Genomic DNA, 11,584 nt, shown 5'->3' with positions numbered 1-11,584 from the left:
GTCCCGGGACGCCGTGGCGTCCCGGGACGGGCCCGAGGGTCAGCCGGTCGATGGACCGGTGGGCCAGGGGGGCCGATCGATCAGTTGTCGACCCAGCCGTGAGACGAGGCCAGGGAGGCGACCTGGTCACGGATGCGGCGGATCTGCTGCGCGGTGAGGTCGCCGTCGGCGGCGATCAGCGCCTCGGTGATCTCGACGCGGAACTCGGAGCGGGTCAGGATGTCGCAGACCTCGCCGTCGACCAGCTGGTCACCGCCGTTGTCGGCGGACGAGCGCGCGGCCGGGGCGGCGGCTCGCGGCGGCAGCGGCGGCTCGCCGGAGGTCGAATCCACCAGCCGGATACGGGACGCCTTCGGCCCCTTGTCGCCCATCTCCATCTCGAACTCGACCTCGCGGCCGGCCTGGTAGAGGTACTTCTCGCCCATGAGGTCGTTGGCGTGCATGAACACGTCCTCGTGGCCCTCCTCCGGCACGATGAAGCCGTAACCGCGAACCTCGTCGAACCGCAGGATCTTACCGATCATCCGCACTGCCGCCTCCTCAACAACTGCAACCACCGCACACACGGGTGCCCCGGACACCGTGCCCGGGCATGGTCAGAACCTAACGTGCGACCGGCCCCCACGCGCCAGTGGCGTCACCGTTCGTCCAGCATTCGTTCGCCTGCCGTTCACCTCCGCCGCCGATGACCTGGCGCACCCCGTCGCGTGACGTGGCGGCCACCGGAACGCGCCCCTGAATTTACGTACGGGCCGTTGTCATGGACTTCTCTACGCGCGTAGCTTAGGGTGACCCCCGCCTCTCGCTGTGCCACCGGGCGCGGCGCCGGGTACCAGAGGAGAAACCACGTGCCGCACGACAGCCGCCGTCGCCGCAGAGTCGCCCTGGTGGCGGCCGGCGCCGCCACCTCGCTGGTCCTCACCCCTCTCCCGCGGGCGCTGGCCGAACCCGCCCCCGACCCCGACGGACCGGCTGTCGCGACCGGCGCCGTGATCAGCGAGGTCTACGGCGGCGGCGGCAACTCCGGTGCCGCGCTGGTCCGGGACTTCGTGGAGCTGGGCAACCCCGGCGGCGTCTCCTACGAGTTGGCGGGCCACAGCGTGCAGTACCTGCCCGGTTCGCCGGGCGGCAACAGCCGGTGGCAGGCGACGCCGCTCTCCGGCACGGTCGAGCCGGGCGCCGGGTACCTCGTCGCCCAGGCCGCGGGCAACGGGGGCAGCGTGCAGCTGCCGGCCCCGGACACGACGGGCTCCATCGCCATGAGCGCGACCACCGGAACCGTCGCCCTGGTCGACGGCACGGCACCGCTCACCTGCAGGACGGCGGCGGACTGCGCCGCGGACGAGCGCGTCCTGGACCTGGTCGGTTACGGATCGGCGGTGGTGCGGGAGGGTTCGGGCCCGGCCGCCGGAGCCGGCAACACCACCTCCGTCGCCCGCGACGCGGAGCTGACCGACACCGACGACAACGCGGCCGACTTCACCGCCGGTGCGCCGACCCCCGTCAACTCGGCCGGCGAGGGCATCGACGACGGCGGCGGCGGGGACGACGGGGAGGAGCCCGGCGGGCCGCCGGAGGCCGGCGACGTCCGGATCCACCACATCCAGGGCACCACCCGCTGGTCGCCGCTGGCGGGCCGGCGGGTCACCGGCGTCCCCGGTGTCGTCACCGGCGTCCGCGCCTCGGGGTCGCGCGGCTTCTGGATGCAGGACGCCACCGGTGACGGGGACCCGCGCACCAGCGAGGGCCTGTTCGTCTACACCGGCTCCGCGGTGCCGACGGTCGCGGTCGGCGACGAGGTGCTGGTCTCGGGAGAGGTCTCCGAGTACTACCCGGCGACGGGCGCGCAGTCGATCACCCAGGTCACCGGACCGCGCGTCACAACGCTCTCCCGGGACAACGAGCTTCCCGCGCCGGTCGTGCTGGACGCCGCCTCCGTTCCGGACCTCTGGGCCCCCGAAGCGGGCGGCTCCATCAACGATCTCGTCCTGGAGCCAGACAAGTTCGCGCTGGATCTGCTGGAGTCGCTGGAGGGCCAGCGCGTCGAGATCAACGACACCCGCGTCGTCAGCCGCACCACCGACTACGACGAGCTCTGGGTGACGGTCAAGCCGGAGGAGAACCGCTCCGCCCGCGGCGGCGTCGTGTACGGGTCGTACGACGAGCCCAACACCGGTCGGCTGAAGGTCATGTCGCTCGCGCCGCAGCCGCTGCCGGCCGCGGACGCCGGTGACGTGCTGTCCGGTTCTACCGTCGGTCCGCTGGACTACGCCCAGTTCGGCGGGTACACGCTGCAGGCGACCGAGCTCGGCACGCACGTCGGCAACGGGCTCACCCGCCCGGCGACCCGCCCCCAGGCGGACGACGAACTCGCCCTGGCCACCTACAACGTGGAGAACCTCGCCGCCACCGACCCGGACGCGAAGTTCGCCGCGCTCGCCGAGGGCGTCGCCGTCAACCTCGCCTCCCCCGACGTCGTCGCGCTGGAGGAGATCCAGGACGACAACGGCCCGGTGAACGACGGCACGGTCACCGCCGAGCGGACGCTGGAGAAGTTCACCGACGCCATCGTCGCGGCCGGCGGCCCCCGGTACGCGTGGCGCTCGATCGACCCGGAGAACAACCGCGACGGCGGCCAGCCCGGCGGCAACATCCGCAACGTCTTTCTCTACAACCCGGAGCGGGTGGACTTCACCGACCGCGAGGGCGGCGACGCCACCACCGCGGCCGAGGTCGTGGCGGGCGCGGACGGCCCCGAACTCTCCGTCTCCCCCGGCCGGATCAACCCCGGCTCCGACGCCTGGGCCAGCAGCAGGAAGCCACTGGTCGGCGAGTTCGTCTTCGGAGGCGAGACGTACTTCCTCATCACCAATCACTTCAACTCCAAGGGCGGCGACCAGTCGCTCCACGGCCGGTTCCAGCCGCCGCAGCGCACCTCGGAGGCGCAGCGTCACCGCCAGGCCGAGGAGGTCGCCTCCTTCGTGCGGGAGCTGCACACTGCCGACCCGCAGGCCAAGGTGGTCAACCTCGGGGACTTCAACGACTTCGAGTTCTCCCGGACCCTGGAGATCCTCGCCGACGGCGGCGCCATGAACAACCTGCTGCTGACGCTGCCGCCCGAGAAGCGCTACACCTACATCTTCGACGGCAACTCGCAGTCGCTCGACAACATCCTGATGAGCTCCACCATCGAGGAGTTCGAGTACGAGGTGCTGCACATCAACACCGAGTTCGCCGACCAGGCGAGCGACCACGACCCGCAGCTGGTTCGGATCGCCACCGGCGACGGTGACGACGGCGGTGACGGAGACGGCGGCGGTGACGGAGACGGCGGCGGTGACAACGGCGGCAGCGCCAAGGACCGGCTGAAGGAGAAGCTGAAGGAGCTGGTGCGCGACCTCCAGGAGTGGCTGCGCAGGCTGCTCGGCCTGTGACCCGGCCCGGCCGGTGAGGGCGGCGACGCCCTGACCTCGCGCCGGTGACGGGCGGTCCTCGACCGCCCGTCACCGGCGCGTTCGGTCCCCGGCGCGTTCCGTCCCCGGGCCGCGCGTGCCGGGCGGAGGCCCACCGATGTGTCACCCGTCACCCGCGGGCCGCACCCGCGCGGCCCTTGTCGGAGTGCCCCTAGGCTGCGGGGATGACCACACACGTGCCGCGGGCGGCCCCCGGCACTCCTTCCCCGCAGGTCCGCACCCGGTCACTGCCGTGGGACTTCACCGGCGCCGGTGGTCACCGGCTGTCGGGCCGGTTGGAGCTGCCGGTCGACGGCGAACCGACGGCGATCGCCCTGTACGCACACTGCTTCACCTGCGGTAAGGACGGCCTCGCCGCGGCGCGCACGGCCAGGCTCCTCGCACAGCGGTCGACAGCGGTTCTCCGCTTCGACTTCACCGGAGTCGGCGGCTCCGAGGGGGAGTTCGCGGACACCGACTTCTCGGGCAACGTCGCGGACCTGGTGTGCGCGGCGGCGGCGCTCACCGAACGGCTTCGGCCGCCTACGCTGCTCGTGGGGCACTCGCTGGGCGGCGCCGCCGTCCTGGCCGCGGCACACCGCGTCCCCGGGGTGCGCGCGGTCGCGACCATCGGGGCACCTTCTCATCCCGCTCACCTCCGACGGCACTTCAGCCCGGCCGACCGGGAGCGGATCAGGCGCGACGGGGTCGCGGAGGTGACGCTGGCGGGCAGGCCGTTCCGGGTCGGCGAGGGGCTGCTGCGGGACGTGGTGGAGCAGCCGCAACGGGAGCTGATCGCGTCGCTGCCGGTGCCGCTGCTGGTGCTGCACTCCCCCGACGACCGACTCGTCGACCCGTCGCAGGCCCGTGAGATCCACGACGCCGCGGGCGACGGCGCGTCGCTGGTGTGGCTGCACGGCGCCGACCATCTGCTGACGGACCGGGCCGACGCGGAGCGCGCGGCACAGCTGATCAGCTCCTGGGCTGCCCCGTTGCTCGCAGCCCCGGGGTGAGCGACGCCGCGTGACCGCCCCGCAGCGCGCGGGCGACAACGGGCGTCGGCCGCCGCACGGGCCGCGCGGCGGCTGCCCGGCTCACCCCCGGCGGCGGTCTACCGTCGGCCCGGGAGCAGTTCGTCGAGGAGCGCCTCGGTCTCGGCCGGCAGCGGCCGGTCGACACCGAACAGCTGGCCGTGGTGGGCGGTCAGCCACTGGGCGGCGCCGGTGAGCCACTCCGAGCGGCCGGTGGCGTGGGCGGCCCGCAGCAGCTCGTTCCACAGCCGCTCGTCGGTGGGCGCGGCGCCCAGCGCCGTCCGCACCGCCAGGTAGGCGGGCTCGCCCTCGCCCGCCTCGCGGTGGGCGCCGGAGAGCGCCAGGGCCACCTCCGCCACCAGCAGCGGGTACTGGGCGTCGACGACCTCGTGGCGCAGCCACTCGAACCTGCCGTCCGCCCGCTGCCCGTCGAGGAGCGGGCCCCGGGCCAGGCTGAGGGCGTCGGTCAGCCGGCGGGTCCGGTCGGCCGGGTGGAGGCCGGGGCCGGGCGCGGCCACGGCGCCGTGGTGCAGGGTGCGGAGCACGTCCCAGTCGGAGACGACACGGTCGGAGAGGACCAGCCGCCCGTCACTGCCCGCCGACAGTCGGGGTCGCCCGGTCGCGGCCTCGGTGCCGAGCCACTCGGCGAGGCGGGTGACGAAGGCGTCGCGCACGTCGTCGGTGACGCCCCGCGGCCACAACGCCGCCGCCAGCACCCGGCGGTGGACCCCGGACCGACGCAGCAGCAGCACGGCGAGGGCTTCCCGCAGCTGTGCCGCCCGCTCGGGGTCGGGGTCGGCGAGGCCGGTGAGGGTGTAGCCGCCCATGATCTCGGCGTACACCTCCGGCTTGCCGCCGGCTCCGAGGTCCACGAGGAACGGTGGTGCGGCGACGGCCGCATCGGTGGTGTCCTGGTCGCCGAGTGCCGCGAACATCCGCACCACGGTGGCGCGTTCAGCTGCGGGCAACAGCTGCGCCGCGAGGTGCAGGCCCATGTCGGGTTCGGTGAGGCGGCCGTCCCGTGAGATCTGGAACTCCCAGGCCAGCCCGGGAAGATCGGGTCGGTCGGAGGTCACGAGGTAGCCGATGCCCAGGGGGGCCGACACCGAGGCCAGTGCGCCGAGCCGTTCGGCCTCCTCCTCCGTCGGGTCGACACCGATCACGACCAGGTGGGGCGCCCACTGGTGGCCGCGGGCCGGCCCGGTACGGCCGCGCAGCACGGAGTCCTGGCCGGTGTGCTGGAGGTTGCCGTGCCGCAGCCGGGTTTCGGTCTCCATGACCTCCAGCAGCCCGGCGACGTCCTCCAGGTGCCGCACGCGGGTGGGGGCCAGCGCGGTGAGGTCGGCTGCGAAGCCGACGAGGCTGACCGTCATCCGGTCGGCCCAGCCGCTGGTGGCGAGTTCCGCGGCGATGGAGGAGAGCACCGCTTCGCGGTCCGCGGGGGCGCCGAGGACGGACACCAGGCCGGGGACGGCCTCCAGGTTGAGGAGCAGCCGGATGTCGTCCCGGGTGCCGAGGCTGACCAGCCCGGGGTAGGGCGCCTCGGCGTCGGCCGGTACGTCCCGGACGGCGTCCAAGCGGTACCGCTCCAACGTCCAGTAGGAGTCGCTCTGGCCCAACTGCCAGGGAGCGGGGGGTACGTCGGCGGGCTCAGCCAGCTGGAGGTGCAGTTCGCCGTCGCTGAGCCAGGCGGCGTAGACGACGGGGAGGGAACGTCCGGCGGCGTCGAGGTCGGCGGAGAGCCGCCGCAGCGCCAGGTCGAGGAAGCCCACGGCGGACGGGTCGGCTCCCGCCAGCAGCGCGTCGCGGGCGTCGCGGCCCGTGCTGTCGCGAGGTTCGAGGTCGTCGCCCGCGTCGCGTCGCAGGGCGCCCGCGGCGGTCTGCCAGAGGGCGTTCCTGCGGGTTCGGCCGAGGGCGCCGAGGAGCCCTGCCGCGAGCAGCGGGGCGGCCATCAACGCGTCGGGGAGGCCCGGACCGTCCTCCCGCCCGGCGGGCGCCGGTGCCGCGAAGGCGGTGGAACCCGACCCGGAGTGCGCGGTGGGGTCGGGTTCGGAGAGCACCGCCGGTTCCGCACCGACCGGAACGGGGCCGGGAGCGCCGCGCGTGCCGTCGGCGACCGTCGCCCCGGCGGGCGCCTCGGTGACCGGTGTGACCTCCATGCCTCCGTGGTCGGGTGCGGGCGCGGCGGCCTCGGTTCCGGTCCGGGGGTCCGGGGCGGGGGTGACGTCCATGCCGCCGTGGTCCGGGGCGGGGACGGCGTCCGCGGTGTCGGCCGTCTCGCCGGGCAGGGCCTTCGACTCGCCATCCGGGGTGGCGCCCGGCTTCGAGCCGCCGTTGCCCGGGGTCACCTCCATTCCACCGTGGTCCGGACCGGGGGCGGGCGCCGGGTTCGCGGTGGGGTCGTTGCCGTACTCGGTGATCTCCTCGACCTCGTCCTGGCTCAGCTCGGCCTGGTCGTGGGGCAGTTCGACCAGATCGCCGCCCTCTGCGTCGGCCGGCATCTCCAGAATCCATCCCGGGCGGATCAAGCTGGCCTCGGTGAGCCGTGAACCGTCGGGCTGCACGCGGTCCTTGTTGAGTTCGTAGATCTCCTTGTAACGCAGTCCGTCGCCGAGGTGCCGTTCGGAGATGCCCCAGAGGGTGTCGTGGTGGCGGCCGTCGGGGGGCTGGATGCGGTAGTACTTCGTGGCGTCGGCCTCGTCCTGCCGTTCGGTGCCCGCGGCCTCCTCCGGCAGCGCCATCGCGGGGGCGGCCTGGGTCGCGGTGCCGGGCCCGGCACCGGTCTGGCCGGGAGCGTACTCGGCCTCGGCGACGATCGCGTGGTGGGACCGGGGGTCGAAGCCGTTGCCGATGGCGTCGAGTCCCGGGGTGAAGCTCGCCGCCGTGGTGCCCAGGAGCAGGAGCGCACCGACGAGTTGACGGGCGAGCGCCTGGCTGCCGCCGGCTCCGGGGACCCTGGCGGGCATCCCGACGCCGGACACGGCCGCCTTGACCTCCACCAGCACGCAGGCGGTGAACTGCGCCCAGGCGACCCAGACCAGCAGGGTGAGGATCTTCAGGAAGACGGTGGTGGAGATCTCCTGGCGGAGCATGTCCAGACCGGGCGCCCGGGTGGGCAGCGGCCAGCCGACGAACCAGGCCAGCGCCGACGGGACGCCGACGACAAGGCAGACGAGCGCGAGGAAGGCGGCGAACGCCTTGAGCACGTCGCCGAAGGAACGCCCGACCTTCACCGGTACGGGCGAGCGGTTCCCGCTGCCGGAGTGAGTGGTGCGCGCCATGGCGTCTGCTCCTGTTCGAGGGGTCGTGTCGGCGGTGGGGATGGCGGCGGCGCCGACGGTGGCGGTCGCCGCAGGGCGGTCACTGGGCCTGGGCGACGGCGGTGGCCTCCCCGGTGACCCGCACGCTGGAGGTGAAGACCGAGGAGAACAGCGGCCGGTAGTCGACCAGGACCTGGACGACGACCTGGGACTCGTCGGTGCGCGCCCTCACGCAGTGGGCGGAGGAGACCTCCGCGCTGGTGAGGTCGTAGTGGCGGACGAAGTCCCTCACGCGGGCTGAGCAGTTGGCGGTGTTGATGGGCGCGCCGGTGGCGCCGGCCCGGATCGCCTCCTCGTCGAGGTCCTGTGCGGCGTACCTGGCCGCCTGTTCGGCGATGTCGGCGGCGCGTTCGCGGTTGGAGATCGCGAGACCACCGTCGACGACGAAGGCGGCGAGGGTGATGACGGTGAGGGCGAAGATCACCACGAGGATCGCTGCCGAGCCCCGGTCCCCTTCCCCGGGTACGCAGTTCTGCCCGGGTGCCGCCGTACCGGCCCCGGTGGCGGGGACCGGCTCGTCGGCGGGAGCGGCGGGAGCGGCGGGAGCGGCGCGGCGGGGAGCCGGGCGGCCGGGGGCGGTCATCCGACCCGCCGGTAGGGGTCGATGGGGGCGACGGAGGTGCCGCTGACGCGGTTGGTGGTCGGGAGTCCGACGAGGTCCATGCCCCGCACCTGGCACTCCACCCGGACGACGAACAGGCCGCCTTCGCTGAAGTCGGTGCCGCCGAGGAACGGCCCGCTCCACGAGGAGCAGACGTCCTTCAGCTGGTCCGCCAGCACCTCGGCGGCGTGGGCCCGGCCGGTGGCCTGGTCGCGGGCGAGCGAGCCTGCGCGGGCGGCGTCACGCGCCGCGCCGTCCACAGCGGCACGCGCCGAAACCTGGTTGCCGAGGACGAACAGCACCAGGATGAAGAGGATCATCAGCGGTGCGAGCAGCACGACTTCGACCGCGCTGATGCCCCGGTCGCGGTCCTGCCGCGAGCGGGCGCGCGGCGACCGCCCCTCTCGCCCTGTGTCATGCACGGTGTGTCATCCCCCGTCCGGTACGAATCGTTCGACCGGCCCCTCCGAGACCGCTCTGACCTGCAATGTCATCCCCGGGAGAATGGCGGGGGCGTCGCCGATGACGGTGACGCTCACCATGTCCCCCTCACGGCCGACGGGCACGCTGACGTTGGCGAGCAGCCCCGGGCCGGCCAACTGGCGCACGTAGTCGTGGGCCTTGCTGCGTGCACTGTCCTGCCATCCGGCGGAGACGTCCGCCTCGCGGCGGGCCTCGCGGGCGCCGGCCTGGGCCGCCGCCTTGGCGACGTCGGCGGCGAACGAGTACAGCGCGAACTGCACGGCGCCGAAGATCAGGAAGAACATGATCGGCGTCAGCATGACGAACTCGACGGCGGAGGCCCCCGAGTCGTCGCGCAGCGCGGCGCGGAGCCCCGCCGGCGTGCGGTGACGGTCGGACGGCGGCTGCCGTCGCCGCCGGTCACCGGCCCCCGGCCGCACCGGGCCGCGGGGACGGGCGCGGTGCGCGCCGGTCCCGGGCGGGCGGTGCGCCGGACCGCTTGCGCGGCGTGGGGCGGTGACCACTGCCGTCACTAGCAGTTGCCGCTCTGGTTGCTGGCTCCGGCGATGCAGTTCTGCACGTCGGTGGCCTTGGAGGTGAGGGCGCTGGAGATCACGAAGCCGACGGCGAGCACGATACCGACGACCACGGCTGCGATGACGACCCATTCGATGGCCGACGCACCACGGTCCCCCTCCGCTCGGGCGCGCTGGAGCCGGGTGCGCAGTGCGGCGTACAGGTATCCGATCGCGGGGTGCGAGAACCCCGTGGAGTGACGCATGTCGTTTCCTTTCCCGTTCCGGGCCGGCGTCAGAAGCCGCCGAAGACCCGCATGCCTGCCGGATAGATGAGGAACACCAGGAATCCCGCGCAGAGCAGGAGCTGGGCGATGAGCATGGACTGGGACTTCTCGCCCGCGCCGCTCTCGATCTCCGCCATCTCCCTGCCGCGCATGGTCTCGGCGCGTGCCCCGAGGCTGTCGCGGACCTTGGCGCCGTCGTCGGCGACAAGGGCGAGGGAGTTGGACAGGTCGCGCAGTTCCTCGACCCCCACCTCGTCCCCGAGCTTACCGAGGGCCTGCCACTGGGTGATGCCCGTGATCCGGGCGTCGGCGAGGGCGGTGCGGATCCGCACTAGCGCCCAGCCGTCGCTGACCTCGGAGGCGGCCTTCAGCGCCTCCGGCAGCCCCCGGCCGCCGGCCAGGCTCATGGCGACCAGGTCGAGGTAGGCGGCGACCACCCGCCGGAAGTCCCGGCGCTTGGCGGCGGCGTCGCGCCGCACCTCCAGGTCGGGGAGGAAGAAGAACAGGCCGGCGAAGGCGAGCGAGAGCCAGACCGGGATGAAGGGGCTTTCCCCGATGCCGAGGAGGTGGACCCCGGTGAAGACGGCCGGGCCGAAGACCAGGCCGACGGCGGCGAGCCCGAGTTTGGTCGCGAGGAAGTTCTCCCAGCTGCGGCCCAGCAGCGCCAGGTCGGCGCGGAGCGACCGCTGCACCCAACCGCGCCGCAGATACGCCTCGGCCAACCACTCGCCGGCCCGGTCGCGGAGCGCGTCGAGGCGGGAGCGGCGCTGATCAGCGCCGGTGGGCCGGGCGGCGGGGACGGTGAAGGAGGCGTGGCCGCCGCGCGCCCGGACCGCGTCCACCCGGTGGATGGCGAGGACGGCGCCGCGGCGGGTGGGCATCAGCGCCCGGATCAGCGTGTAGAGGCCGAGGCCCAGGACGGCGCCGACGACGACCGCGGAGGTGACCGTGGAGTTCATCTCCGCACCACCGGGCCCTGGCCGCGAGCGGGCGCCGCGGCGCCGGCGTCCTGCGCCTCACGGACGCGGCCGGCGGGCGTGGGCCGGACCATGAAGCGGTCGGGCACCTCGATGCGGGAAAGGCTGCGCATCCACCAGAAACCGAGGCCGAACAGGACGCACACCAGGCCGAGTACGAGCTGCCCGAGCGCGTCGCCGTAGGGCTCGACGTAGGCGGAGTTGAAGATCGAGAGTCCCACGGGGAAGGCGAGGCTGACGGCGACGACGATCTGGACGCTGCGCCGGGTGGAGGCGCGCTGCGCGGAGACCCGCTGCCGCATCTCCACCTCCTCGCGGGCCGACTTGGCGAGGGCGCCCAGGACCTCGCGCAGCCCCGGGCCGCGCAGCCGCGCGTTGAGGATGAGCGAGGCGATGATGATGTCGGCCGAGGAGTCGTCGAGTTCCTCGGCGAACTCCTGGAGCGCGTCGGGGAGGGTGGTCCGCGACCGCAGCCGGTCGACGAGGTTGTTCAGCGGTTCGCGGAGCGCGGGCGCGGAGGCCCGCGCCGAGGCGGGGATGGCCTGCTCCAGGCCGACGGCGCCGGCGATGGTGTCGCGGAGCGACTCGGTCCAGGAGGCGAGCGCCTCGACCCGGGCCATGGCGGCGCGTTCCTCGGCGGCCCCTCCGAACAGCTTGTCCCACACGAAGGTGAGCAGTGCCGCAGCGAGCGCCGCGACCGGCCAGCCCGTGAGGACGAGCACGGCCACCGCGAGCAGGACGGCGATCATGGACCGTTGGCCGAGGAACCGCGCGATCTCGGCCCGGCGGCGTTCGGCACGGGCCACCTCGTCGGCGGTGCGCGGTGGCAGCCCGCGGAGGGCGACGGCGAGCAGAGCGAACCCGCCGCCCGCGGCGAGGCCGCAGGCGAGGGCCAGCAGGGTCTGCGGCGCGAGGATCCCGGTGGTGGGCACGGCCGGC

Annotated in this window: 10 protein-coding genes; 2 read left to right on the top strand and 8 right to left on the bottom strand. The window is 73.8% G+C overall.

The window, feature by feature from the left end; translation table 11 throughout:
- Positions 1-80 precede the first annotated feature (80 nt).
- Positions 81-530 carry a cold shock domain-containing protein gene (locus HCJ92_RS00875; RefSeq protein ID WP_167931398.1) on the bottom strand — a complete coding sequence of 150 codons (450 nt, stop codon included), beginning with the start codon at positions 528-530 and terminating at the stop codon, positions 81-83.
- 318 nt (positions 531-848) lie between these two features.
- Between HCJ92_RS00875 and HCJ92_RS00870 the strand changes: the two genes are divergently transcribed.
- Entirely contained in the window at positions 849-3,434 is a 2,586-nt protein-coding gene (locus tag HCJ92_RS00870) for an endonuclease/exonuclease/phosphatase family protein (RefSeq protein WP_167931397.1), read from the top strand.
- Between the two features lie 203 nt (positions 3,435-3,637).
- On the top strand, positions 3,638-4,465 hold the full coding sequence (locus tag HCJ92_RS00865; RefSeq protein ID WP_167931396.1) for an alpha/beta hydrolase family protein: 828 nt from the start codon (positions 3,638-3,640) through the stop codon (positions 4,463-4,465).
- A 98-nt stretch (positions 4,466-4,563) separates the two neighbouring features.
- Here the strand turns inward: HCJ92_RS00865 and HCJ92_RS24590 are convergent, their stop codons facing one another.
- The 7 genes from HCJ92_RS24590 to HCJ92_RS00830 all read right to left on the bottom strand — a co-directional run bounded on the left by HCJ92_RS24590 (position 4,564) and on the right by HCJ92_RS00830 (position 11,577).
- A complete protein-coding gene (locus HCJ92_RS24590) occupies positions 4,564-7,764 on the bottom strand; it encodes a BTAD domain-containing putative transcriptional regulator (protein ID WP_245240434.1) in 3,201 nt (1,066 codons plus the stop codon).
- A gap of 79 nt (positions 7,765-7,843) precedes the next feature.
- Positions 7,844-8,386, bottom strand: a complete 543-nt coding sequence (locus HCJ92_RS00855) for a TadE/TadG family type IV pilus assembly protein (protein WP_167931395.1) — start codon at positions 8,384-8,386, stop codon at positions 7,844-7,846.
- Positions 8,383-8,826 carry a TadE/TadG family type IV pilus assembly protein gene (locus HCJ92_RS00850; RefSeq protein WP_338053947.1) on the bottom strand — a complete coding sequence of 148 codons (444 nt, stop codon included), beginning with the start codon at positions 8,824-8,826 and terminating at the stop codon, positions 8,383-8,385. The genes HCJ92_RS00855 and HCJ92_RS00850 overlap by 4 nt, the downstream gene beginning before the upstream one ends.
- Before the next feature lie 6 nt (positions 8,827-8,832).
- Positions 8,833-9,186 carry a TadE/TadG family type IV pilus assembly protein gene (locus HCJ92_RS24585; RefSeq protein ID WP_245240432.1) on the bottom strand — a complete coding sequence of 118 codons (354 nt, stop codon included), beginning with the start codon at positions 9,184-9,186 and terminating at the stop codon, positions 8,833-8,835.
- 212 nt (positions 9,187-9,398) lie between these two features.
- Positions 9,399-9,647 (bottom strand): hypothetical protein, encoded by a 249-nt coding sequence (locus HCJ92_RS00840; RefSeq protein WP_167931393.1) that lies wholly within the window; start codon positions 9,645-9,647, stop codon positions 9,399-9,401.
- 29 nt (positions 9,648-9,676) lie between these two features.
- Positions 9,677-10,627 carry a type II secretion system F family protein gene (locus tag HCJ92_RS00835; protein WP_167931392.1) on the bottom strand — a complete coding sequence of 317 codons (951 nt, stop codon included), beginning with the start codon at positions 10,625-10,627 and terminating at the stop codon, positions 9,677-9,679.
- A complete protein-coding gene (locus tag HCJ92_RS00830) occupies positions 10,624-11,577 on the bottom strand; it encodes a type II secretion system F family protein (protein ID WP_167931391.1) in 954 nt (317 codons plus the stop codon). Before HCJ92_RS00830 ends, HCJ92_RS00835 begins: the two co-directional genes overlap by 4 nt.
- Positions 11,578-11,584 lie beyond the last annotated feature (7 nt).

It is taken from the genome of Streptomyces spiramenti, assembly GCF_012034385.1.
In the GTDB taxonomy this organism is placed as follows: domain Bacteria; phylum Actinomycetota; class Actinomycetes; order Streptomycetales; family Streptomycetaceae; genus Streptomyces; species Streptomyces spiramenti.
Note: the sequence above shows the minus strand (reverse complement) of the source record. Positions and strands in the feature narration are given on the sequence as shown.